At 66.9% G+C, this 22,710-nt stretch carries 22 protein-coding genes and 1 tRNA gene; 16 read left to right on the top strand and 7 right to left on the bottom strand.

What is annotated here, in order from left to right:
• The first annotated feature begins 1 nt into the window (after position 1).
• Positions 2–1,183 carry an acyl-CoA dehydrogenase family protein gene (locus ACMT1E_RS01170; protein ID WP_414901696.1) on the top strand — a complete coding sequence of 394 codons (1,182 nt, stop codon included), beginning with the start codon at positions 2–4 and terminating at the stop codon, positions 1,181–1,183.
• The gene (locus ACMT1E_RS01175; protein WP_414901698.1) at positions 1,183–1,578 is read left to right on the top strand and encodes a RidA family protein; all 396 of its coding nucleotides are present in this window, start codon (positions 1,183–1,185) and stop codon (positions 1,576–1,578) included. The genes ACMT1E_RS01170 and ACMT1E_RS01175 overlap by 1 nt, the downstream gene beginning before the upstream one ends.
• Before the next feature lie 51 nt (positions 1,579–1,629).
• On the opposite strand, the gene ACMT1E_RS01180 is transcribed toward ACMT1E_RS01175, so the two are convergent.
• Together ACMT1E_RS01180 and ACMT1E_RS01185 are read right to left on the bottom strand one after the other, a co-directional pair.
• Positions 1,630–2,970, bottom strand: coding sequence for an MFS transporter (locus ACMT1E_RS01180; protein WP_414901700.1), 1,341 nt, complete (start codon positions 2,968–2,970; stop codon positions 1,630–1,632).
• 656 nt (positions 2,971–3,626) lie between these two features.
• Positions 3,627–4,142, bottom strand: coding sequence for a hypothetical protein (locus ACMT1E_RS01185; RefSeq protein WP_414901702.1), 516 nt, complete (start codon positions 4,140–4,142; stop codon positions 3,627–3,629).
• Positions 4,143–4,201: 59 nt separating this feature from the next.
• Here ACMT1E_RS01185 and ACMT1E_RS01190 point away from each other — a divergent pair, with 59 nt between their 5' ends.
• Positions 4,202–4,492 carry a hypothetical protein gene (locus ACMT1E_RS01190; RefSeq protein ID WP_414901704.1) on the top strand — a complete coding sequence of 97 codons (291 nt, stop codon included), beginning with the start codon at positions 4,202–4,204 and terminating at the stop codon, positions 4,490–4,492.
• 6 nt (positions 4,493–4,498) lie between these two features.
• On the opposite strand, the gene ACMT1E_RS01195 is transcribed toward ACMT1E_RS01190, so the two are convergent.
• The gene (locus ACMT1E_RS01195) at positions 4,499–5,221 is read right to left on the bottom strand and encodes an IS1595 family transposase (RefSeq protein WP_414901705.1); all 723 of its coding nucleotides are present in this window, start codon (positions 5,219–5,221) and stop codon (positions 4,499–4,501) included.
• Positions 5,222–5,391: 170 nt separating this feature from the next.
• Here ACMT1E_RS01195 and infA point away from each other — a divergent pair, with 170 nt between their 5' ends.
• From infA to ACMT1E_RS01250, 11 genes are all read left to right on the top strand, one after another.
• Positions 5,392–5,610: a translation initiation factor IF-1 gene (gene infA / locus ACMT1E_RS01200; RefSeq protein WP_010162480.1), complete on the top strand. Its 219-nt coding sequence runs from the start codon at positions 5,392–5,394 to the stop codon at positions 5,608–5,610.
• A 40-nt stretch (positions 5,611–5,650) separates the two neighbouring features.
• Positions 5,651–6,223 carry a Maf family protein gene (locus ACMT1E_RS01205; RefSeq protein ID WP_414901707.1) on the top strand — a complete coding sequence of 191 codons (573 nt, stop codon included), beginning with the start codon at positions 5,651–5,653 and terminating at the stop codon, positions 6,221–6,223.
• Positions 6,210–7,211 carry a ribonuclease gene (locus ACMT1E_RS01210; RefSeq protein WP_414901709.1) on the top strand — a complete coding sequence of 334 codons (1,002 nt, stop codon included), beginning with the start codon at positions 6,210–6,212 and terminating at the stop codon, positions 7,209–7,211. The genes ACMT1E_RS01205 and ACMT1E_RS01210 overlap by 14 nt, the downstream gene beginning before the upstream one ends.
• Positions 7,189–7,377: a DNA gyrase inhibitor YacG gene (locus ACMT1E_RS01215; protein ID WP_414901710.1), complete on the top strand. Its 189-nt coding sequence runs from the start codon at positions 7,189–7,191 to the stop codon at positions 7,375–7,377. The genes ACMT1E_RS01210 and ACMT1E_RS01215 overlap by 23 nt, the downstream gene beginning before the upstream one ends.
• 26 nt (positions 7,378–7,403) lie before the next feature.
• A tRNA-Phe gene (locus ACMT1E_RS01220) sits at positions 7,404–7,479 on the top strand.
• 76 nt (positions 7,480–7,555) lie between these two features.
• Positions 7,556–8,230: a winged helix-turn-helix domain-containing protein gene (locus ACMT1E_RS01225; protein WP_414901712.1), complete on the top strand. Its 675-nt coding sequence runs from the start codon at positions 7,556–7,558 to the stop codon at positions 8,228–8,230.
• Positions 8,227–9,240 (top strand): sensor histidine kinase, encoded by a 1,014-nt coding sequence (locus ACMT1E_RS01230; protein ID WP_414901713.1) that lies wholly within the window; start codon positions 8,227–8,229, stop codon positions 9,238–9,240. The genes ACMT1E_RS01225 and ACMT1E_RS01230 overlap by 4 nt, the downstream gene beginning before the upstream one ends.
• 45 nt (positions 9,241–9,285) lie before the next feature.
• A complete protein-coding gene (locus tag ACMT1E_RS01235) occupies positions 9,286–10,407 on the top strand; it encodes an efflux RND transporter periplasmic adaptor subunit (protein WP_414901714.1) in 1,122 nt (373 codons plus the stop codon).
• A 6-nt stretch (positions 10,408–10,413) separates the two neighbouring features.
• Positions 10,414–13,491, top strand: a complete 3,078-nt coding sequence (locus ACMT1E_RS01240; protein WP_414901716.1) for an efflux RND transporter permease subunit — start codon at positions 10,414–10,416, stop codon at positions 13,489–13,491.
• Positions 13,484–13,783, top strand: coding sequence for a DUF3240 family protein (locus tag ACMT1E_RS01245; RefSeq protein WP_414901718.1), 300 nt, complete (start codon positions 13,484–13,486; stop codon positions 13,781–13,783). The genes ACMT1E_RS01240 and ACMT1E_RS01245 overlap by 8 nt, the downstream gene beginning before the upstream one ends.
• Entirely contained in the window at positions 13,780–15,030 is a 1,251-nt protein-coding gene (locus ACMT1E_RS01250; protein WP_414901719.1) for a TolC family protein, read from the top strand. The genes ACMT1E_RS01245 and ACMT1E_RS01250 overlap by 4 nt, the downstream gene beginning before the upstream one ends.
• A gap of 27 nt (positions 15,031–15,057) precedes the next feature.
• Here the strand turns inward: ACMT1E_RS01250 and ACMT1E_RS01255 are convergent, their stop codons facing one another.
• Positions 15,058–15,969 (bottom strand): fumarylacetoacetate hydrolase family protein, encoded by a 912-nt coding sequence (locus ACMT1E_RS01255; RefSeq protein ID WP_414901720.1) that lies wholly within the window; start codon positions 15,967–15,969, stop codon positions 15,058–15,060.
• 24 nt (positions 15,970–15,993) lie between these two features.
• Positions 15,994–17,121 (bottom strand): cupin domain-containing protein, encoded by a 1,128-nt coding sequence (locus ACMT1E_RS01260; RefSeq protein ID WP_414901722.1) that lies wholly within the window; start codon positions 17,119–17,121, stop codon positions 15,994–15,996.
• Between the two features lie 98 nt (positions 17,122–17,219).
• On the opposite strand from ACMT1E_RS01260, the gene ACMT1E_RS01265 reads away from it, so the two are divergent.
• Both ACMT1E_RS01265 and ACMT1E_RS01270 read left to right on the top strand, forming a co-directional pair.
• Positions 17,220–18,149: a carbon-nitrogen hydrolase family protein gene (locus ACMT1E_RS01265; protein WP_414901723.1), complete on the top strand. Its 930-nt coding sequence runs from the start codon at positions 17,220–17,222 to the stop codon at positions 18,147–18,149.
• Positions 18,150–18,165: 16 nt separating this feature from the next.
• Positions 18,166–18,792: a flavin reductase family protein gene (locus ACMT1E_RS01270; RefSeq protein WP_414901724.1), complete on the top strand. Its 627-nt coding sequence runs from the start codon at positions 18,166–18,168 to the stop codon at positions 18,790–18,792.
• A 17-nt stretch (positions 18,793–18,809) separates the two neighbouring features.
• On the opposite strand, the gene ACMT1E_RS01275 is transcribed toward ACMT1E_RS01270, so the two are convergent.
• A complete protein-coding gene (locus ACMT1E_RS01275; protein ID WP_414901726.1) occupies positions 18,810–20,363 on the bottom strand; it encodes a M20/M25/M40 family metallo-hydrolase in 1,554 nt (517 codons plus the stop codon).
• A 144-nt stretch (positions 20,364–20,507) separates the two neighbouring features.
• Positions 20,508–22,679, bottom strand: a complete 2,172-nt coding sequence (locus ACMT1E_RS01280; RefSeq protein ID WP_414901728.1) for a sodium-translocating pyrophosphatase — start codon at positions 22,677–22,679, stop codon at positions 20,508–20,510.
• Between the last annotated feature and the right edge of the window lie 31 nt (positions 22,680–22,710).

Consider the following 22,710-nt stretch of genomic DNA (forward strand, 5'->3'; position numbering starts at 1 on the left):
CATGGCTGACCAAAGCTTCATCGACTGGCCGTTCTTCGCGGCGCACAACCGCGACCACTTCGCCGCGCTGAAGGCGTGGTGCGGCGCCAACGACGCCGCGCTCCATGCCGAAACCGGCGATGTCGACGCCGACTGCCGCCGCCTCGTCCGCCTGCTCGGCGACGCCGGCTGGCTGCGCCACGCCGTCCCCGCCGCCTATGGCGGGGCGAGCGAGACGCTCGATGTCCGCAACCTCTGCCTGACCCGTCAGTCGCTCGCCTATCATGCCGGCCTCGCCGACTTCGCCTTCGCGATGCAGGGGCTCGGCACTGGCGCGATCAGCCTGTTCGGCAGCGAAGGGGTCAAGCAGGCCTATCTGCCCCGCGTCGCCAGCGGAGAGATGATCGCCGGCTTCGCCCTGTCGGAGGCAAAGGCCGGGTCGGACGTCGCGGCGATGGAGACGACGGCGCGCCGCGTCCCCGGCGGCTGGGTGATCAACGGCGAAAAGACCTGGATCTCCAACGGCACCATCGCCGACCTGCTGACCGTCTTCGCCCATAGCGGAGAGGCGCCGGGCGCCCGCGGCATCTCCGCCTTCGTGCTGCCGACGGCGACGGAGGGTTTCTCGGTCGTCGATCGCATCGACGTGATCGCGCCGCACCCGCTGGCGACGATCCGCTTCGCCGACTGCTTCGTGCCCGACGATCATCTGATCGGCGAAGCGGGGCAGGGCTTCAAGATCGCGATGGCGACGCTCGACGTGTTCCGCTCGACGGTCGGCGCCGCCGCGCTCGGCTTCGCCCGCCGCGCGACGGACGAGGCGCTCGACCGCGCGGTCAACCGCAAGCTGTTCGGCGCCCCGCTCGGCGATCTGCAGCTGACGCAGGCGGCGCTCGCCGACATGGCGCTCGGCAACGATGCCAGCGCGCTGCTGATCTACCGCGCCGCCTGGGCCAAGGACAGCGGCCAGCCGCGCGTCACCCGCGAAGCGGCGATGGCGAAACTCCACGCCACCGACACGGCGCAGCAGACCATCGACAAGGCGGTCCAGCTGTTCGGCGGCGCCGGGGTGGTCAGCGGCAACATGGTCGAGCGGCTCTACCGCGAAATCCGCGCGCTGCGCATCTACGAAGGCGCCAGCGAGGTTCAGAAGGTCGTTATCGCGCGCGCGGCACTCGCCGCCGCGCAAGCAAGGGAAAAGTGATGAAGCGAGTATTGTTGCCGGCCGGCTGGCCGCGCCCAAAGGGTTACGCCAACGCCATCTCGACGCGCGGCCGCACGATCTACGTCGCCGGGCTGATCGGCTGGACGGCGGAGGAAGTGTTCGAGGCGAAGGACCTGCCCGGCCAGTTCGAACAGCTGCTGCGCAATCTCGTCGCCCTGCTGGCGGAGGATGAGGCCGGCCCCGAACATGTCGTGCGGATGACCTGGTACATCACCGACAAGCAGGCCTATCTGCGCAACGCCCGCCGCATCGGCGAAATCTACCGCGAGATCATGGGCAAGAATTTCCCGGTCATGGCCGTGGTTCAGGTCGTCGCCCTGATCGAGGATGAGGCGCTGATCGAAATCGAAGCCACCGCCGTCGTCCCCGACTGATCCGGCGCCGGGGGCGGCCCGCCAGCCGCCCCCAGTGCGCTACCCCCTGCGCTACCCCTCCGCCGCCAGCCGCCGCCGGTCTTCCGCGTCGATCGCGACCAGCGACGCCCCCCGCGTCTCGCGCATGGTCAGCGCCGCCGCCAGGCTCACCGCCCCCGCGCCCAATATGTAGAGCGCGATCGGCAGCCACGCGTCATACGCGCGCAGCAACGCCGTGCCGATCAGCGGCGCCCAGGAACCGGCGATGATCGCCGTCGCCTGATAACCGATCGACACGCCCGAATAGCGCATCCGCGTCGGGAACATCTCCGCCATGATCGCCGGCTGCGGCGCATACATCAGCGCGTGGACCGCCAGCCCCAGCATGATCGCGAGCAGGATCATCGCCGTCGCCCCGCTGTCGAACAGCGGAAAGGCCAGGAACGGCCACGCCATGGTCAGCGCCGCCCCCGCCGCATAGACCGGCCGCCGGCCGATCCGGTCGGCCAGCGTCCCGACCAGCGGGATGACGACGACATGCAGGACATGCGCCGCGAACAGCAACGCCAGGATGCGCGTCGTGTCGACCCCGCGATGGTGCAGGTAGGTGATCGAGAATGTGACGACCATGTAGTAGACGATGTTCTCGCCAAACCGCAGCGCCATCGCCGTGAACACCCCGCGCGGGTAGCGGCGCACAACCTCGATCAGCCCGTACCCCGCCTCCGCCGCCTGCTCCGCCTTGGCCTTCGCCGCCTCGAAAATCGGGGAATCGCTCACCTGCGTGCGGATGTAATAACCGATGATGACAATCACCGCCGACAGCCAGAAACCGACGCGCCAGCCCCAGGCAAGGAACGCCTCGTCGGGCAGCGCGGCGGACAGCGCCAGCAGCACCACCGTCGCCAGCAGGTTGCCCAGCGGCACGCCTGCCTGCGGAAAGCTGCCCCAGAAGCCGCGGCTGCGGTTCGGGCAATGCTCGGTGACCAGCAGCACCGCGCCGCCCCATTCCCCACCCAGCGCAAAGCCCTGGATGAAACGCAGCGTCACCAGCATCACCGGCGCCCAGTATCCGGCACTGGCGAAACCGGGCAGGCAGCCCATCAGGAACGTCGATACGCCGATCAGCACCAGGCTGAATTGCAGCAACGCCTTGCGGCCGATCCGGTCGCCGATATGGCCGAACACCACCCCGCCCAGCGGCCGCGCGATGAACCCCACGGCATAAGTGGCAAAGGCGGCGATGATCCCGTCCAGCTCGTTGCCGGTATCGGGAAAGAACAGCTTGCCGAACACCAGCGTCGCGGCGGTGCCGTACAGGAAGAACTCGTACCACTCGACAACCGTCCCCGCCATCGACGCGCCGACCACCTTGCGCAGATAGGGCAGGTCCGCCTGCTGTTCATGCCGCATCCTCGCCCGCTCCCCCGCCTGTCAGTCCCCCCTGCCTATGCCCCTGCACCCCCAAAAGAAAGACGGCGGTATAGTCTTCAAACACACTCAATCGCAGTGGGAGGATATCTCACCAACGGCGGATTCTAATTCGCTCTGTGCGCTCTTGAGGCGCCGAAACTCAGTGGAGCAATCGTCTCGACCATCGCTGTTTGAAAGGCAGTTACCGTACCGCCTCAGGGCATACGACACGTCGCTGAGGGCAAAGTTGTAGCGATCAATAGCGTCGCCGCAGTCCGAAGCGCGCGCTGGCGTCGATGCAGCAATCAAGGCCCCGATCGCAAGAACAGCAACGGACTTCACTCCGGATTCTCCGGCGGTGACGCCTTTGCCTTCGCGACCTTCTTCAGCCGCTCATTCCAATACGCTTCATCCTCGTCCGCCTCATGTTTGCGGGCGGCTTCCTTGATCGTGTCCATCTGCGATTGCTCATCCGGCACGATACGATTCCTTAATGGCGTTGCGACGAAGGTATGGGGTCGCTATATAACAGCGAAAGAGACGGTGGACCTAGAGGGACTTGCACCCTCGGGGCGACAGGTGGGTAGCCGGCACCCCGCACTATGCTAGGCCCAACGCTCTGGACGCCCCACCCTCACAGGTGGGGCGTTCGCACATCAGAAGGGGATGTCTTCATCTAGATTGTCGACACCACCCCCTGCTTTAGAGTCCCAACCGCTTGACGCTTGGGGAATATAATAGACGCCCTTCCGGCCCTCGACACTGTTTATGATTCCCTTTTGGGCCATCCGGTACAGCTTATTCATGATAAAACGGCGCTCCTGCTCGACTTTGTGGCGGCGCCAAAGCTCGATGATGATCGAGTCCAGTCCGACCTCTTTTCCGTTCGCCGCAGCAACTATATCGCGCATTTGCTGCTCCAACTCGTCGATTTTCGCGAGATTAAGTTGAGCGATAACGGATGGGGGGAGATCAGATAGATCACCGTACTCGGTAGGAACTGAAAGAAGGCGCTTTCGCGACAATTCCAGCTCTTCCACGACTGCCTCAAGATTTTCGGCGTTGCGGGTGTAGCGATTGGCGCGAGCGGTATGGCCCTCATCCTCAGAGGCCTTCGCCCACTTACGATAATTGGCGACAAGCGCCTTGACCTTCACAAGTGCATCAGGCACCGTGAACTCCTCTAAATGAGGGGTGTAGGGTTCGACCGCCAAGAAGAACCTACGCCCCCATGGACGGCCTCGATTCGCTTGCAGCGGTTCGGGGCCGTTTTGCTGTATGCGGCATTAACGCCGATCGTGTCAAGCGCTTGCCCCGCACTCTTCCGCATTTCAGTCTTTTCGCACTCTTTTGTTTTGTCGCAATCGTTGCCTGTCTCGTCAGTTTCTTGTATTTAGTCGTGCGCGTTTCTCGAGATTCGGACGGCGGGTTGCCCGTGGGCGAGGAGTTTTCCTGCAATCCCCCACGCGGCCGCGACGGCGCGATTGGTGTCGTTGCAGTGGAGAGCGCCCAGCTATTGTAGCAGAGCTCATATTCCGCCGGATATCGGTGCACATGCTGCTCGGCGTTGTCCTGATAGAACCCGTTCACGCCGCACTTGAGGATCCGGAAGTAGCCTTCCGCCGTAGTCGCAATGCTCGTCAGCCATCACGCGGACCTCGCGAGCGACGGTGGCGCGAAAGATCGACATGAACGTTTCGGCCTTCACATTCTTGACAGCCATCGTTCGGGTATTTCCGGTGTTGCGGTCAACGAGGGCGAGAACCTTGGTCTTGTGGTGCAAGGCAAGGCGCTTCTCGACCCCCTTGAGTTGGGCGATGAACGCGTCGTCCACTTCCACTATTCCGCCAGCGCCGCCGAGCCGGGTAAAGTCGCCGTCCGTCATGGCTTCGCGGATACGGAGGGCCAACAACCACGCGGCCTTATAGGTGATCTCAAGGACGTGGTGCGGTTGAAGGGCGTTGATGACCTTCTTGCTGCTAGTCATGGGATAAACCGCCTGAATCGCCTTGTTCAGCGGGAGGCGCATATGTTCGAACAGCGCGCCGATCTTGTCGGTGCACTGCCGATTGCAATCGCCATAGCGCCACAGGCCAACACGGACGCGCTTTTCGGGATTCGCTTTGTCCTTCGCGATGCGGCCCAACCTCCCGCAATGCGGGCATACCGGCGAGCCGTTCCAGATGCTACGCGATAAGTGGGCGAACTCAGCTTCCTCGTTGTGGATCTTGGGGCAGCTAAATGCGGACACGACATTGAACTCTTTATGCGGAGCTTATGGGATGCCCGGCTGCGTTTGCGATATATATATGAACCCCAAAGGGAAGCCGCCCCGCATCCAGCCCCTGCTTCCCTTTTCCCCCCTTCGGCGGTAAGGCGGCCCGATTTTTTCTGATTCCTCCAAGGTCCAGAGGCACGAATTTGGCGAAAGAAGAACTGCTCGAAATGCGCGGCCAGGTGGTCGAGCTGCTTCCGAACGCGATGTTTCGCGTGAAGCTTGAGAATGACCATGAAATTCTCGGCCACACCGCCGGCAAGATGCGCAAGAACCGCATCCGCGTCCTTGTCGGCGACGAGGTGCTGGTCGAACTGACCCCGTATGATCTGACCAAGGGCCGCATCACATACCGCTTCAAGTAATGCCGGGCGCCGCCGGGCGCGGGCCGGGCAGGGGCGGCCGATGCCGCTGATCCTCGCCTCCGCCAGCCCGCGCCGCCGCGATCTCCTCGCCCGCATCGGCATCACCCCCGACGCCATCGACCCGGCTGACATCGACGAAACGCCGCTGAAGGCGGAACTCCCCGCCGCCCATGCCCGCCGGCTGGCGGCGGCGAAGGCGGCTGCGGTCGCCGCGCGCCACCCCGGCGCCACCATCCTCGCCGCCGACACCGTCGTCGCCGTCGGCCGCCGCATCCTGCCCAAGGCAGAGGATGCGGCGACCGCCGCCGCCTGCCTGGCGCTGCTCTCCGGCCGCCGCCACCGGGTGTTGAGCGCCGTCACCCTCGTCGACGCCGCCGGCGCCGCGCGCCACCGCCTGTCGACCAGCGTCGTCGCGTTCAAGCGGCTGACCGATGCGGAGGTCGCCGCTTACCTCGCCGGCGGCGAATGGCGCGGCAAGGCCGGCGGCTACGCGATCCAGGGCAGCGCCGAGGCGTTCGTCCGCTTCCTGTCGGGCAGCCATTCCGGCGTCGTCGGCCTGCCGCTGTTCGAAACCCGCGCGCTGCTCGCCGCCGCCGGCCATGCCGCCGGCTGAGTGGTTGGTCGAGGACGGCGTCGGCGAAACCCGCGCCGCGCTGGTCGAAGGCGGCACGATCGTCGAGGCGCTGGTCGAGCGGGACGATCCGGCGCCGCGCCCCGGCGCGATCGTCTCCGCCCGCCTCGTCCGCCTGCTCGTCCCCGGTCGGCGCGGCATCGCCCGGCTCGACGGCGGCGACCTCGAAGGCTGGCTTGAACCGATCCCCGCCGGGCTGAGCGAAGGCGGCACTTTCCTGGCGGAGGTGACGCGCGAGGCGCTGGCCGAGCCGGGCCATCCGAAGCGCCTGCGCCTGCGCGCCGCCCCCGCCGGTGCCGCCCCGGCGCCCGGACCGGCGCTCGCCGACCGCGTCGCCGCCACCGGCCTGCCGGTCCGCCGTCTCGCCGCGCATCAGCCGGACCGGCTGGAGGCCGCGGGGTGGGGCGAACTGCTCGACGCGGCGATGACCGGCGATGTGGCCTTCCCCGGCGGCGGGCTGCGCATTGCGCTGACCCCGGCGATGACGCTGATCGACGTCGACGGCACGCTCGCCCCCGCGGCGCTCGCCGTTGCCGGGGCGCGGGCGGCGGGGCAGGCGATCCGCCGCTTTGGTATCGGCGGCTCGATCGGCATCGACCTGCCGACCGTGCCCGATCGCGCCGCTCGCCTCGCCGCCGCCGCCGCGCTCGACGCCGCGCTGCCGCAGCCGTTCGAACGCACCGCCGTCAACGGTTTCGGTTTCCTACAGGTCGTCCGCCGCCGCGCCCGCGCCTCGCTGTTGGAAATGCTGCGCGACGACCCGGCCCGCGCCGCCGCCCTCGCGCTCCTCCGCCGCGCCGAACGCACCCCCGGCGCCGGGCTTTGCACGCTGGTTGCCGATTCCGCCGTCGTGTTTCACCTGACAACCTGGCAGGAAACGCTCGCCCGCCGCATCGGCGCCCCGGTCGCCTTGCGCACCGACCCTTCGCTCGCCATATCCGCCGGCGATGTCGAATTCCGCCAGGCCTGATCGCTGCCCGATTTGCGGCAAGCCCCCCGCCGCTCCCCACGCCCCGTTCTGCGGTCAGGGCTGCCGCGATCGCGACCTGCTCGCCTGGCTTGGCGAGTCCTATCGCATCCCCGCGCGCGAAACCGGCGAAGATGGACTGGACAGCCCCCCTCGGCCGCCTCTATAGGCCGCCTTTCCCGCCCGTGCGGGCATGCCCAGGTAGCTCAGTTGGTAGAGCATGCGACTGAAAATCGCAGTGTCGGCGGTTCGATTCCGTCCCTGGGCACCACCGTCTTCCATCCTCGCGCCGCTTGCCCGCGCTGCGGTGTGCATGTGATCGGGGCGGCATCGGGTGAGGGCGGACCATGGCGCGGCTGCTGATCATCGAAGATAATATCCGGCTGGCGAAGCGGATTGCCGAGGGGCTGGATCAGCGCGGCTATCGCTGCGACCACGTCGCCTCGCTGGCCGATGCCGACGTGGCGCTCGGCACGGACATGTTCGACGCGATGATTGTCGACCTCGGCCTTCCTGACGGCGACGGGCTGGCCTGGCTCCGCGGCCGTCCGCCGGGTGGAGAACCGCCGGCGCTGATCCTGACCGCGCGGGACGGGCTGGAGGACAGGATCAACGGCCTTGATGCCGGTGCCGACGATTACCTGGTTAAACCCTTCGCGCTGGACGAACTGGCGGCGCGGCTGCGCGCGATGCTCCGCCGGCCGGGCCGCCGCGCCGGCACCGTGCTGCAGGTCGGCGAGATTTTCTACGACAGCAGCCGGCGTGCCGCCCATGTCGCGGGACGGGTGCTCGACCTGACGCGGCGAGAGGCCGACCTGCTGGAACTGCTGCTGCGCCAGGCGGGGCAGGTGGTTCGGCGCCAGGCGATGGAGAGCGCGCTGTATCGTTTCGACGAGGCGGTCACCCCCAACGCGATCGAGGCGAGCGTGTCCCGGCTGCGCCGCAAACTGGACGAAGCCGGTGCGAACGGCCAACTCCACACCGTCCGCGGCGTTGGTTACTTGCTGAAAGACGTGCCGTGAAGCGTCAGGAGTCGATCCTCGGCCGGCTGATGCGCAGCCTTGCGCTGGTATCCGCTACCGGGCTGTTTCTGCTGCTTGTCTTCATCTGGGTCGAATACCAGATATCGATCCTGCACTTCGCCGATCTCGATCAACTGAGGCGGTCGGCATACGAACTGCTCGAACATATCGGCCTGCCGATGGTGCTGCTGGCGATCCCGACGGTTCTTGCCGGGCGGTGGGCTATCCGGCGGGGGGTGCAGCCGCTGGCGGAGGCGGCGGCGCGGATCAACGCTGCGAGCGGCGAAGCGCGCGGCGTCCGGGTCGATGCGTCGACATTGCCAGTCGAAACCGTGCCCTTCGCCGATGCGGTCAATCGGTTGCTCGACCGGGTCGACCGGGCCGCCGCTGCGCACGAAGCGTTTGCTGCCGACGTAGCGCATGAGCTGCGCACGCCGCTGACGCTGCTCTCACTGGAGCTAGACGGGCTGGACGATCCCCGTGCCGAAGCGATGCGTGCGGATGTGGCGGCGATGCGCCGGTTGATCGATCAGTTGATGCTGCTCGCCCAGATCGATGCCGAAGCAGCCGCGCACCTGCCGCCCGACGATGTGGATCTGGTCGAAGTGGCTGGTGACGTGGTTGCGCGGATGGCACCTGCGGCGCTTGCCGACGGCAAAGTGCTGGAACTGCGTGGGGAACGGGCGGGGATAATACGGGGGCGGCGGGAAAGCGTGGCCGCCGCGCTGCGCAACCTCGTCGAGAATGCGTTGCGGGTCACAGATGCAAAGGTGCCGGTCGTCATCCTTGCCGACCGACCGTCCGAGCTCGCGGTGCGAGACGGTGGCCCCGGACTGTCCGTCGTTCGCCTGCACGCCATGACCCAGCGTCTTAGTCGTGCCGATCATGCGAGCGCGAACGGCGCAGGCCTTGGTCTGGCGATCGTGTCGCGGATCATGGCGGCGCATGGCGGGTGGCTTACGGCCGATGAGGAAAAGCGCGAACTGCGGCTGATCTTCGCAAAAAGCTGACCCCTCGTCAGCGGGGCGTCAGTTTTCTCCGCCTAGCTGCGCGTCATGATAAGGACCAAAGGGTTTTGGGCGGCGGCGCTTGGCGTGGTTGCACTGGTGATCGCCGGTTGGCTGGTGTTCTCCGGCCGGGGTGGCGACGGCGCGGGTGGCGACACGCCACGCCCGCCGAACGTTGCGACGTCTGGCGAGATACCACTGACGGCGGATCAGGTCGCTGCTCTGTCGCTGCGCTTCGCAGCTGCAGAACCGGCATTGGTCGAGCCGGTCGCTGCCCTGCCGGCGCAGATCGCTCCGCCGCCGAATGCTCGGGTCGCCGTCGCCGCTCAATTGCCCGGCATCGTCACCCGCATTCATGTCGTCGAAGGCGATGTCGTGCGCGCCGGCCAGACTCTGGCGACGGTATCGAGCCGCGACATGGTGTCGCTTGGCTCCGATCTGGCACGCGCGCGCGCGCGACTGGCCGTGGCACGGGCGAGCGCCGACCGGATCGGGCAGTTGAACCGTGAGGGCATTGTCGCCGCCGCACGTCTGGACGAGGCGCGTGCTACGCTCCGCGAGGCAGAGATCGATGTGCAGGAACATGCGCGTCTGGTCGGCATGGCGAATGGAGCGGCGGGGGGAAGCTATGCACTGATCGCGCCGATCGGCGGCCGGGTCAGCGCGATGACGATTGAAACCGGCAAGGCGCTCGACCCCGGCGCTGCACCGTTCGTGATCGATGGCGCCGGGCCGTTGCAGGCGCAGGTGCAGCTGCCGCATCGGCTGATTGGTCGCGTGCACCCCGGTATGCGCGTCATCGCGGCATCCGGCCTGGAAGGGCAGGTCGTCGCGGTCGGGACGACGCTTGACCCGCAAACGCGGTCCGCGATGCTGACCGCCCACTTTCCGGATGCCACCGGGCTGCGATCCGGTCAGTCGTTGATCCTGTCGGTGCTGGGGCCGGCGCCGGACGGCGCGGTGCGGGTGCCGGCGACAGCGATCGCCCGATTGGGCGATGATACGCTGGCCTTTGTCCGGACCAAGGGAGGGGTGGCGGTACGCCCGGTCCAGCTTGGTGAGGGCGGCGGCACAGACGGGGTGCAGGTTGTGCTGTCTGGCCTCAAGCCTGGCGAACAGGTGGCGGTAAGCGCGGTGAGTGAGTTGAAATCGCTCGCGGCGGCGGATTGACCGCCGATGCTGCGCGCACTCGTTGCCTATTCCCTGTCCTACCGGTTGCTTGTGCTGCTGGTCGCCGGAATCATCGCGGCACTTGGCGCCTGGGCGTTCGCCCGGCTGCCGGTGGATGCCTATCCCGATATCGCGCCGACGCAGGTGAAGATCATCCTGAAGGCACCGGGCATGACGCCGGAGGAGGTCGAAACGCGCGTCATCACCCCGATCGAGATGGAAATGCTGGGTATTCCCCGGCAGGTTGTTCTGCGCTCTCTCGCCAAATACGCCCTTGCCGACATTACCATCGATTTCGAGGATGGTGCGGACATCTACTGGGCGCGCCAACAGGTGACCGAGCGGTTGTCTGGCGTGATGGCAGAATTGCCGCCGACGGTCACCGGCGGTCTCGCGCCGATTTCGACGCCGCTGTCCGAATTGTTCATGTTCACGATCGAAGGGCCGTTGTCGCTGGAGGCCAAGCGCAGCCTGCTTGACTGGACGATCCGTCCGGCACTGCGCACCGTGCCGGGTGTTGCCGATGTCAATGTGCTCGGCGGGCATGTGAAGGCGTTTGAGGTCCGGCCGGACCCGGTGGCGCTGGCCGCCGCCGGGCTGGGCATGGACGATTTGCGGGAAGCGATAGAGGCAGGCAACCGAAACGATGGTGCCGGGCGCCTTGCCGATGGCGAGGATGTACTGATCGTCCGCGCGGTCGGCGCCATACGGACGGTGGCCGATCTGCAGGCTCAGGTGCTCCGGGCGCACGACGGCAAGGTCATCCGGCTCGGCGATGTCGCCGAGGTCGGCATCGGCAGCGTCACGCGCTACGGCGCGGTCAGCAAGGACGGACAGGGCGAAGCGGTGCAGGGGCTGGTGATCGCCCTGCGCGGCGCCGATGCGCGCCGGGTAGTGGATGGCGTCAAGGTCCGTCTGGCCGAAGTGCAGGCAACCTTGCCGGCCGGCACCGACATTCATGTCTTTTACGATCGGTCGGACCTGATCGACCGCGCTGTCGGCACCGTCGAAAAGGCGCTGCTCGAGGCGACGGTGCTTGTCGTCATCCTGCTGATCCTGTTCCTCGCGGATTGGCGCGCCGCGGCTATTGTCGCCGCCACCTTGCCTCTTGCGGCGCTGATCACTTTCCTTGTCATGCGCGGGGTAGGGCTGACGGCCAATCTTATGAGTTTGGGCGGACTGGCAATCGCCATCGGCATATTGGTAGATGGCGCGGTCGTGGTGGTCGAAAATGTCGTGGAGCGCCTGAACGGCGCCGACCCGGCCGACCATCGCCCGCGTCTCAACCATGTATTCCGCGCCACCAGCGACGTCATCGTCCCGGTTGCCGCGGGTATCCTGATCATTGCCCTCGTCTTTCTGCCGCTGCTGTCGCTGGAAGGGCTGGAGGGCAAGCTGTTCGGCCCGGTTGCGCTGACCATCATCATCGCGCTGATCGCGTCGCTGCTGATTGCGCTGACGCTGGTGCCGGTGCTGGCGTCGCTCGGCCTGCGTCCGGGCCGGCATGCCGAACCGTGGATCATGCGCATGCTGATGCCGCGCTATCGTGCCCTGCTCGAAGCGGCCTTTGCCAACAAACCGGTCGTCTACATGCTGGCTGGCGCAGGCCTGGTGGCGGCAGTGGTCGCCTACGGCGCGGTCGGCAAGGCCTTCATGCCCGCGATGGATGAAGGGTCCGTCGTCATGCAGACCGCCAAGCTGCCCAGCATCGGCCTCGCTCGATCGGTCGAGATGGACATAGCGGCGCAGCAGGCCATTCTGGCAAAGGTGCCGGAGGTGACTGCGGTGATCACCCGCGTCGGCACCGATGAGATCGGTCTCGACCCGATGGGGCTGGGCGAGGCGGACAGTTTTGTCATGCTGAAACCGCGTGCTGAATGGCGCGGTGACAAGGACCAGATCGTCGCCGGCATGCGCGAGGCAATGCAGGCCCTGCCCGGCACCGATGTCAGCTTCACCCAGCCGATCGAGATGCGGGTATCGGAAATGCTGACCGGTGCACGCGGGGACCTGGCGATCAAGGTCTTCGGTCCGGACCTTGGCACGCTCGCCGATCTTGCCGGGCGCGTGCAGGCGGTGCTGTCGCGGGTGCGTGGCGCGTCGGAGGTGCTGACCGTCGCGAATGATACGGTCGACTATCTACAGATCGACATCGATCGGCTGGCGGCCGGGCGCGCCGGTATGCCGATCGATACGCTACAGGATGCGATGCGGACCCAGTTGGAAGGGATGGATGCCGGAATAGTCGCCGAGGGGCAGCGCCGGACGCCGATTATCGTCCGTGGCGACGACACGTTGCGCAATGACCCTGCGCGCTTCGCTGATCTGATGCTGCGTTCGCCGAACGGCAGCCTGGCCCGGGTCAGCGATCTTGCGGGCCTATCCCGCGTTGCCGGTCCGGTGAAGATCGATCATGAGGATGGCGCCCGCTACGCGCTCGTCCAGGCCTTCGTGTCCGGCCGCGATCTGGTCGGCTATGTCGATGAAGCAAAGGCGGCGGTTGCGGACGAGATTGCCCTGCCGGATGGCTATCGGCTTGTCTGGGGCGGGCAGTTCGAGAATCAACAGCGGGCCTCGGCTCGGCTGATGCTGGTCGTTCCCGTCGCGTTGCTGCTGATTTTCCTCGTGCTGGTCGGCGCACTCCGGTCGTTGCGTGCTTCTGCTCTGATCATCGCCAATATCCCGTTCGCGCTGGTCGGCGGCATCCTGACCCTCTGGATATCGGGAGAATATCTGTCGGTGCCGGCATCGGTCGGCTTTATTGCGCTGCTTGGCATCGCGGTGCTGAACGGATTGGTTCTGGTCACCTATTTCCGGCAATTGCGAGCGCAAGGCATGCCGATGGCGCAGGCTGTGCGGCTGGGTGCCGAACGCCGCCTGCGGCCGGTGATGATGACGGCAAGCATCGCCGCATTCGGTCTTGTCCCGTTGCTGTTCGCCACCGGACCGGGGTCTGAAATCCAGCGGCCGCTGGCGATCGTCGTGATCGGCGGCCTTGTCACCTCGACACTGCTGACGCTGATCTTGCTACCGATGCTGTTCGAGCGATTTGGTGAAGCCGCCGAGGAGGTCAGCTATGCCTGACGTGATGCTCACCTTCTACTGCGCCGCCGCTGACGGCGGTATGATCGCCCAGGCCATGCGCGACGTGGCTGGCGGGATCGTGCACCTTCGTCCTGAAACCGTTTTCGGACGCGATTTTAGCGATGCCTGCACCGCTGAACAGGTCGCCGGACAGCTCGATCGGGCGGCGGTCGCCCTGATCGTGCCGGGGGATGCGGTCGACGGGCTTGTCGCCAGCGTCGCGGCGCTTCAGCGCAGCGGACCGGTGCGTTGGCAGGTCATGCCCGTATTGGCGGCGGGGCGGGTGGCATGAAGGAGGCGGCGCTTTCACGATGGCTTTATGCGCTGGGCACGGTCATGCTGGCCGGCACTGCCGCCCATGGCCAGCGCGCCGATCTGCCGGTGCCGGAACTGGTCGCTGCCGCTCTCGATAATCACCCGACGGTCCTTGCCGCGTCCGCCCGGCTCGATGCGGCGCGTGCGCAGGCCGACATGCTGCGCGCTGGCCCGCATGAAATCACCGTCGAGGGTGGTTACGCCCGCCGCTCGATCGAGATGGAGGGGCGCTTCGGCGAATTCGACGCGACGATCAGCAGGCCGATCCGCCTGCCCGGCAAGGCGGCGCTCGACCGAAGGGCGGGGGGGCTTGTCATCGATGCGGCGCGCAATCGTCTGGCCGACGCCCGTCACGCGATGGCGCTGACGCTGGGGCGGCTGTGGTATGACTGGTTGACCGCGACCGCTCTCGCGCGGACCGACGCGGAGGCGGTCGCCAATCTGGAGCAGGCGCGTGCCGGGGTCAGCCGACAGATCGCCTTGCGCGATGCTGCCCCGCTCGATGGAGACCGGGCGGGCTCGGCACTGGCGATGGCAAAGGCGCAACTGGCGGAATCGCGGGCCCGTGCGGCGGCGGCCCGCGCGGTATTGGCGGCAAGCTTTCCGGAACTGCCGCTGCCGGTGGACCCGCCGGCGCTGGCTGAACCGACGGCGCGTGCGGATGGCTTGCCGGCATTGCGCGATCGGGTTGTCGCGGAAAGTCACGCGATCGCCGCCGCCCGAGCGGAAGCAGGTCGCCATGTCGTGCTTGCCGATCGTGCGCGTGCGGACCGGGTTGCCGACCCATCGCTGGGCATTCGTCTGTTCAGCGAGCGCGGTGGCATGGAAAAAGGAGCCGGGCTTGTTGCGTCGATCCCGATCGGCGGACGGCATCGCGCTGCCGCTGTCGACGATGCCGCTGCCGCCACCCGTTCGGTCGCGCTGGAACTGGCCGCCACCGAGCGCGAGGTAGAAGCGGAGGCAAGTGCGGCCCTGTCAAACGCCCGGATGCTGCTCGACGTCTGGAAGGAAGTCGCAGAGGCGGCGACGCAGGCCGAAGCTGTTGCCGGACGCACCGCGCGCGGCCGCGCGCTGGGCGCGATCGATCTTGCCGATCAGCTTTATGCCGAAAGACAGGCGCGCGAGGCGCGCCGAGCAGAGATCGCCGCCCGTGGCGAAGCGCTGCGCGCCATGCTGCGGCTGGAGGTTAACGCCCATGTGTTATGGGCGGCGGAGGCCGGATAGCGTGGGTCTGGTTTCAGACCGTCTTGCTTAGCCAGCGACGACGGGGTGGCGCAGGGTGCCGATGCCGTCGACTCCAGCCTCGATCACGTCGCCGGGCCACAGCCATTCCTGCGGATCGCGGCCGGCGCCGACGCCCGCCGGCGTGCCGGTGGCGATGATGTCGCCGGGTTCGAGCGCGATACCCTGGCTGATGTCGGCGATCAGGGTGGCGACGTCGAACAGCATGTGGCGGGTATTCGACCGCTGCTTTTCAACCCCGTTGACGGTCAGCCACAGGTCGAGCGTCTGCGGATCGGGAATCTCATCGACGGTGACGATGCACGGGCCGAGCGGCGCGTAGCTGTCCATGCCCTTCGAATAGATCCACTGGCCGGCGCGGCGGTTGTCGCGGGCGCTGATGTCGATGCACACGGTGTAGCCGAACACGTGGTTCAGCGCGGCTTCGGTCGACACCCGACGCGCGCTGCGCCCGATCACGCAAGCCAGTTCCACCTCCCAGTCGAGCTGCTGGGTGATCGCGCCGTTGTGGACGACGGGGTCGCCGGGGCCGATGACGCAGGTCGGCGGCTTGGAGAAGATGATCGGCTGCTTCGGCAGGTCTTTGGCGGTGTCGAGCGAGCGGGCGCTTTCGTTGACATGCTCGACATAGTTGAGGCCGATGCCGAACAGGTTCTTGCGCGGGCGCGGGATCGGCGCGAGCAGCGTCACATTCTCGATCGGAAGCGCCCCGCCGACCGGCCAGCGGCCGTTCGCCGCCGCCAGCAGCGCCCTCAACTCGGCAAGGGCGACCGGGCCGAGATCGATGAAGTCCAGCATCCGCGACGGCATCGGCACGTTGGCGCGGGCGCCGAGCGCCGCGACGTCGACGACCAGATCGTCGACCAGCACGCCAAGCCGGCTCTCCGCTTCGATGGTGGCGCGATAGGTGACGAGACGCATGGCAATCCTTTCGGGAGCGGGAGATCAGGGAAGAACCGGCTGGCGGCCGCCATTCTCGGCCAGGCCTTCGGCCCGGTAGAGACCGAGCGATCGCATCACCGGCAGGTCGTGGAACGAGAACAGGCAGGCGTCTTCGCTGGCGGAGGCGTTGGCATGTTCGTGCCACATCCACGACGGGACGACGAAGATGTCGCGTTCTTTCCAGTCGAGCCGGTGGCCGTTGACGATCGAGTGCCCGGCCCCCTTGGCGCATTGATAGACGAAGGAGCCGACCTCCCGGTGCGCCAGCGTGTGCTCGCCGGGGCGCAGCAACTGCATCGACGCGCCCATCGTCAACATCGGCGGGCCGCCGGTGAACGGGTTCACATAATCCATGTGGATGCCGTCATAGGGTGAGCCGTCGGTGACCCGGCTGTAGCGCAGCAGCGCTTCGTAGGTCGGCGCCCATTCATATTTGAGCAGCGGCGAATAGCGTTTCGACCAGTTTTCGCCCGCCGGCTTCAGCGCGGGATTGCCCCAACTGGCGGTCGAATCGTCGATCGGGAACGGAACCGCCTGCTGCAGGTCCGGGTGGACCTCGTAGAAATTGGCGTCGAGCGCGTTCATCAGCGGAATGTCCAGCCCGTCCTGCCAGGTGCAGATGGTGCCGCCTTCGGCGACGCCATGTTCGTGCCAGGTGCCGTTCGGGGTCAGCACGAAATCGTTGCGGCCGAGGGTCATCTTGTGACCGTCGACATTGGTGAAGGCGCCGGACCCTTCGATGATGAAGCGCAGCGCCGATGCGGAATGGCGGTGGCTGGACGCCAGCTCGCCCGGCGCCATCACCTGGATGCCGGAATAGAGCCAGCCGACCGCCGCGGTCACGTCCACCCGCCCCGGATTGGCGAGATAGACGACGCGCCGTCCCGCCTGTTCGGGCGTCACCAGATCGAGCGCGCGCAGCACATGGGCGCGCAGCCGGTCGTAATGCCAGACGACGGGGACGGAAGGGGAGGCAGGCTCCCACGGCTCGATCTTGTTGGCGACGGTCCACAGCGCGCCGGCGTGCTGCCGTTCCAGGTCGCGGTAGAAATCGACCAGCTCGGCGGTGTCGGCCACGTTGGCGCGGCCGATCATTTCTTCGCGATACTGGTCGTAGCTTTCGGTCGCCACCGGCGCGCTCCCTTGCAGCTATTATAGGCCTAAAATATATCCACTCGGGCTGTCAACGCGATGGCCGACCGGCTATCGCAAGCGGACGGAGGCTTCAGATGACCCAGTATAAGACAGCGGTAGTCCAGTCGGCGTCGGTGCCGTTCGATCCGCTCGCCTCGGCGGAGAAGGCCGCCCGGCTGGTTCGCGAGGCGGCGGCGGCCGGGGCGCGGCTTGCGGTGTTCCCGGAAGTGTTCCTTGGCGGCTATCCGAAGGGGGCGTCGTTTGGCGCCCCGGTCGGCCTGCGCAAGCCGGAGGGGCGGGACGCCTTTCGCCGTTACCATGACGGCGCGGTCGATCTGGATGGGCCGGAACTGGCAGTGATCGCCGAGGCGGCCGCCGAAACCGGCCTGTTCGTGGTGATCGGCGCGCTGGAGCGGGACGGCGGCACGCTTTACTGCTCCGCCCTGTTCATCGACGGCGCCAACGGGCTGGTCGGCAAGCATCGCAAGCTGATGCCGACGGCCGCCGAACGCCTGATCTGGGGGTTCGGGGACGGATCGACCCTGCCGGTGTTCGAGACCAGCCTGGGCCGGATCGGCGCGGTGATCTGCTGGGAAAACTACATGCCGGCGCTGCGCCTGGCGATGTACGACAAGGGGATCAGCATCTATTGCGCGCCGACCGCCGACGACCGCGATAGCTGGGCGGCGACGATGCGGCACATCGCGCTGGAAGGCCGCTGCTATGTGCTCTCCGCCTGCCAGCACATCACCCGCGGGGTGTTCCCGGCCGATTATGAATGTGCTCTGGGCGATGCGCCGGACACGGTGTTGATGCGTGGCGGCAGCCTGATCGTCAGTCCGCACGGCGAACTGCTCGCCGGCCCGGATTTTAGCGGCGAGACCATCCTTTATGCCGACATCGATCTGGGCGAGGTGGTGCGCGGCAAATATGATTTCGACGTCGTCGGCCATTATGCGCGGCCCGACGTGTTCCGGCTTATCGTCGACGAGGCGCCGAAGGCCGCCGTCGTCCGCCAGGGCTAGGGCGGTGGACGTCGACATGCGCGCCCTGCCGCGGGAGGGGCGCTACAAGATTTTGACGGCATGCGTGACGCCCCGGCCGATCGCCTGGGTCACGTCGTGCCGGCCGGGCGGGCCGGTCAATGCCGCGCCCTACAGCTTCTTCAACGTGCTGGGCGACGCGCCGCCGACGATCGCGCTCGGCCTGCTCGCGCGTGGCGAGGGACGGCTGAAGGACACCGCTGCCAATATCCGCGCGACCGGGGAGTTCGTCGTCAACCTGGTCGATACGACGCATGGCGCGGCGATGAACCTGACCTGCATCGACGCCCCGCCGGAGGTGAGCGAGGCGGAATTGGCCGGGCTGGCGCTGACGCCATCCGCGCAGGTGGCGCCGCCGCGCATCGCGACCGCGCCGGCCAGTTTCGAATGCCGGGTGCTGCACGCGATCGAGACCGGCCCGCACCAGACTGCGGTGATCGCCGAGGTCGTCCACGCCCATATCGACGACGCATTGCTGCTCGACCGGGACCGGCTGCACATCGACACGCCGGCGATGGACCTGATTGCGCGGATGCACGGCGCCGGCTGGTATGCGCGCCAGCCCGAGCTGTTCCAGATGGAGCGCCCGCGCTGGACGGAGCGCGCCGGGCCGGACAAGGCCTGACGGCGTACCCGCCGCGGTCAGGCGCGGATCGCCGCCTGCTTGGCGATCTCGTAGAGCAGGGCGACATAGGCCTTGCTCGCTTCCGCCATGCCCATCACCTTCGGGTTGGCGCTGTCGATCAGGAAATATTCGTCCGGCCCGTGCGCGCCGCTGCCGTGGCCCATGCCCCATTGCGCGGCCGGCAGGTTGAGCGGCGGCCCGGAGAAGACGACGCCCGGCCATGACCCGGCGCTGCGCGGGATGATCGTGTAGGCGACGCCCAGCCGCTCCATCACCGCCTTTTCGGAGCGGACGAGCGCGCTGTCCTCGTTGGTGATCGTCGGGCCGTAGCCGCCGGTGATCTCCACCTCCAGATCGTCGAAGCCGTGCTTCTTCAGATGGGCGTTGAACTTAGCGATCGCCTCTTCCTTGGTCATCGCCGGGGTCAGGCGGAACTCCATCTTGGCGACGGCGCGATGGGGAAGGATCGTTTTGCCGCCCGGCCCGGTATAGCCGGCGACCAGGCCCTGGATGTTGATCGTCGGCTGCGAAGCGAGCCGTTCCAGCGCCTGGACCCAGGACTCGTCGTTGATCCAGCGTTTGACGCCAAGCTGGCGCTTCACTTCGTCCTCGCTCGTCCGCTTCGCGGTTTCCGCGATCAGCGCCTTTTCGCGCGCGGAGAGCGGCAGGACATTGTCGTACCAGCCGTCGACCGCGATGGTGTGCCCGTCCGGCTTCATCAGCGTGTCGAGCGCCTGGACGAGCCGCCAGGCCGGGCTGTCGACGCGGGCGAAGTTGCTCGAATGGATGTCCTTGGTCGGCCCGCGCCCCCAGCGTTCGCCGCTGGAAATCAGCTGTAGCTCGACCGCGCCCTTCGCGCCCAGCGTCAGCGTGCTGGTGCCGTCCATCGCCTGGCTGGCGGACGGGATGAACACGCCGACGCATTTCTGCAGGATCGGCAGCACGTCGGGATGGCTGATCGCCTTCGGGAAATTGGGTGAGGCGATCTCCTCCTCGCCTTCGGCGATCAGGGCGATGTTGACCGGCAACTTCCGGCCGCTGTCCTTGAAGGCGCGGACGGCGGCGAGGAAGGTCATTTCCGGCCCCTTCTGGTTCACCGCGCCGCGCCCGACCATCACCTTGCCGAGGCCGGGCCGGTCGACCAGCCGCGCCTCCAGCGGTGGCGACGACCACTCTGCCGGGTCGAACTGCTTGACGTCGTACATGAAGTAGACGCCGATCCAGTGCTTGGCGCCGCTATCCAGCGTTGCCAGCACCGACGGTACGCCGCCGGTCGGGATGGCCTTCGCGGTCTGAAAGCCGGCGTCCTGCGCCAGTGCGATCATGTGGGCGACGCCTTCGTCGATATTGCGCTTCTCGGCGGCGATCGACGGCAGCTTGATCCAGTCGGCGAGGCGCTGCACCGCCGCGTCCCGATTGGCGTCGATCGTCTTCAGTACCGCCGCCTGATCGGCATCGCCGCGCGCCGCTTTGGCCACGGCCGGCGCCAGCAGCGCCGCCGCCGCACCTCCCGTCTTTATCATCGTCCGCCGATCGACTGACGCGGTACCCTTATCGCTGTCGCTGACCATCCCGCCTTCCCCTGCGCATCGTATTGATGCGGCAGCCTATCTCTGGGCAAACCGGCTGAACAGAGGGATAGCGGGCAAAAAGAAACCCCGGCAACCGGCTCCTGGAAGGAGCGGTTGCCGGGGCGGCGTTTCAGGTGACCGGGATCAGATCGCCGCGTGGGCCAGCGCCGCGAGCAGTAGTAGCGCAACGATGTTGGTGATCTTGATCATTGGGTTGACGGCGGGACCGGCGGTGTCCTTGTACGGATCGCCGACGGTATCGCCGGTGACCGCAGCCTTGTGGGCTTCGCTGCCCTTGCCGCCATGGTTGCCGTCCTCGATATACTTTTTGGCGTTGTCCCACGCCCCGCCGCCAGAGGTCATCGACACGGCGACGAACAGGCCGGAAACGATGACACCGAGCAGCAGCGCGCCGAGCGCGGCGAAACCTTCCGCCCGGCCGGCGACGGCACTGACCGCGAAAAACACGACCAGCGGCGCGAGTACCGGCAGCAGCGACGGCACGATCATCTCGCGGATCGCCGCCTTGGTGACGAGGTCGACGGTGCGCGCGTAGTTCGGCCGGCTGGTCCCTTCCATGATCCCCGGGTTATCGCGGAACTGGGCGCGAACCTCCTCAACCACCGATCCGGCGGCGCGGCCGACCGCGGTCATCCCCATGCCGCCGAACAGATAGGGCAGCAGCGCGCCGAGCAGCAGGCCGACGATCACATAGGGGTTGGACAGGGTGAAATCGACCGCGAGATCCGGGAAGAAGATGCCGAGGTCGGTGGTGTAGGCGCCGAACAGCACCAGCGCGGCAAGGCCGGCCGAACCGATCGCATAGCCCTTGGTCACTGCCTTGGTGGTATTGCCAACTGCGTCGAGCGCATCGGTGCGGTGGCGGACTTCGTCTTCCAGACCAGCCATTTCGGCTATGCCGCCGGCATTGTCGGTCACCGGGCCATAGGCGTCGAGCGCAACGACCATGCCGGCGAGTGCCAGCATCGAGGTGGCGGCGAAGGCGATGCCGATGACGCCGGCGATCTGGTAGGCGGCGATAACCGCGACGACGATGACCAGCGTCGGCAGTGCGGTCGATTCCAGGCTGATCGCCAGCCCCTGGATGACATTGGTGCCGTGGCCGGTTTCCGACGCCTTGGCGATCGAGCGGACCGGACGATAGCCGGTGCCGGTGTAGTATTCGGTGATCCAGACCAGCAGGCCGGTGACGGCAAGGCCGATCATCATGCACCAGAACAGGCCCATGCCGGTCACGCCGCCGGCGATGCCGGTTGCGGTGGTCGTGTCGACCAGACCGTCGGGGAAACCTTCGGTCGCGCTTTGCAGGAATTCGGCGCCGCCGATCACCTGATGCATGTCGCCGAGCGCGTACTGGGTGGCGAAGTAGATCGCCGGGACGGCGAGGATTACGGTGGCCCAGAAGCCCTTGTAGAGCGCGCCCATGATCGACTGGTTGCCGCCGAGGCGGACGAAATAGGTGCCGATGATCGAGGTGATGATGCAGACGCCGCCGACGAGCAACGGCAGCGCCATCAGCGCGGCGAGCTGGGCGGCGGAAGTCTGCACGAGCAGCGCGACCGACACCATGGTGACGCCGAGGGTGACGACATAGGTTTCGAACAGGTCGGCGGCCATGCCGGCGCAATCGCCGACATTGTCGCCTACGTTATCGGCGATAACTGCCGGGTTGCGGGGGTCGTCCTCCGGAATCCCAGCCTCTACCTTGCCGACCAGATCGGCGCCGACATCGGCGGCCTTGGTGAAGATGCCGCCACCGAGGCGGGCGAAGATCGAGATCAGCGAGGCGCCGAAGGCGAGGGCGACAAGCGCGTCGATGACGATTCGGTCATTCGGAGAATTTCCGGCAATATCAGTAAGATACCAGTAGAATCCGGCGATGGCGAGCAGGCCGAGCCCGGCGACGAGCATGCCGGTGACCGCGCCGGAGCGGAAGGCGAGGGTGAGGCCGCCCTGCAGCGAGCCGCGTGCCGCCTCCGCCGTGCGGACGTTGGCGCGGACCGAGATGTTCATGCCGATGTAACCGGCGACACCGGAGAGCAGCGCGCCGATCACGAAGCCGGTGGCCGAGACCATGCCGAGGAAAACAGCGACGATGACTGCAACAACAACACCAACGATCGCGATGGTACGATATTGACGGCCAAGATACGCCTTGGCCCCTTCCTGGATCGCACCGGCGATCTCTTGCATCCTTTGATTGCCAGCCGATGCGGCGAGGATTTGCCGACTGGTAACGACGCCGTACAGCACCGCAATCACGCCACAAATCATGGCGAGTATGACCACTGTCATCTATCAATCCTTCCCCTGCTCTCGACGCGTA

Source organism: Sphingomonas flavalba, assembly GCF_047553045.1.
Lineage (GTDB): Bacteria > Pseudomonadota > Alphaproteobacteria > Sphingomonadales > Sphingomonadaceae > Sphingomonas_L > Sphingomonas_L flavalba_A.

Excerpts from the sequence above, each read along its gene's own strand:
- ACMT1E_RS01210 (WP_414901709.1), top strand. The coding sequence starts at position 6,210 with ATGCCGCCGGCTGAGTGGTTGGTCGAGGACGGCGTCGGCGAAACCCGC.
- ACMT1E_RS01250 (WP_414901719.1), top strand. The coding sequence starts at position 13,780 with ATGAAGGAGGCGGCGCTTTCACGATGGCTTTATGCGCTGGGCACGGTC.
- ACMT1E_RS01225 (WP_414901712.1), top strand. The coding sequence starts at position 7,556 with ATGGCGCGGCTGCTGATCATCGAAGATAATATCCGGCTGGCGAAGCGG.
- ACMT1E_RS01205 (WP_414901707.1), top strand. The coding sequence starts at position 5,651 with ATGCCGCTGATCCTCGCCTCCGCCAGCCCGCGCCGCCGCGATCTCCTC.
- ACMT1E_RS01265 (WP_414901723.1), top strand. The coding sequence starts at position 17,220 with ATGACCCAGTATAAGACAGCGGTAGTCCAGTCGGCGTCGGTGCCGTTC.
- ACMT1E_RS01280 (WP_414901728.1), bottom strand. The coding sequence starts at position 22,679 with ATGACAGTGGTCATACTCGCCATGATTTGTGGCGTGATTGCGGTGCTG.
- ACMT1E_RS01240 (WP_414901716.1), top strand. The coding sequence starts at position 10,414 with ATGCTGCGCGCACTCGTTGCCTATTCCCTGTCCTACCGGTTGCTTGTG.
- ACMT1E_RS01180 (WP_414901700.1), bottom strand. The coding sequence starts at position 2,970 with ATGCGGCATGAACAGCAGGCGGACCTGCCCTATCTGCGCAAGGTGGTC.
- ACMT1E_RS01235 (WP_414901714.1), top strand. The coding sequence starts at position 9,286 with ATGATAAGGACCAAAGGGTTTTGGGCGGCGGCGCTTGGCGTGGTTGCA.
- ACMT1E_RS01175 (WP_414901698.1), top strand. The coding sequence starts at position 1,183 with ATGAAGCGAGTATTGTTGCCGGCCGGCTGGCCGCGCCCAAAGGGTTAC.
- ACMT1E_RS01170 (WP_414901696.1), top strand. The coding sequence starts at position 2 with ATGGCTGACCAAAGCTTCATCGACTGGCCGTTCTTCGCGGCGCACAAC.
- ACMT1E_RS01245 (WP_414901718.1), top strand. The coding sequence starts at position 13,484 with ATGCCTGACGTGATGCTCACCTTCTACTGCGCCGCCGCTGACGGCGGT.
- ACMT1E_RS01270 (WP_414901724.1), top strand. The coding sequence starts at position 18,166 with ATGCGCGCCCTGCCGCGGGAGGGGCGCTACAAGATTTTGACGGCATGC.
- ACMT1E_RS01255 (WP_414901720.1), bottom strand. The coding sequence starts at position 15,969 with ATGCGTCTCGTCACCTATCGCGCCACCATCGAAGCGGAGAGCCGGCTT.
- ACMT1E_RS01275 (WP_414901726.1), bottom strand. The coding sequence starts at position 20,363 with ATGGTCAGCGACAGCGATAAGGGTACCGCGTCAGTCGATCGGCGGACG.
- ACMT1E_RS01215 (WP_414901710.1), top strand. The coding sequence starts at position 7,189 with ATGTCGAATTCCGCCAGGCCTGATCGCTGCCCGATTTGCGGCAAGCCC.
- ACMT1E_RS01190 (WP_414901704.1), top strand. The coding sequence starts at position 4,202 with ATGGACGGCCTCGATTCGCTTGCAGCGGTTCGGGGCCGTTTTGCTGTA.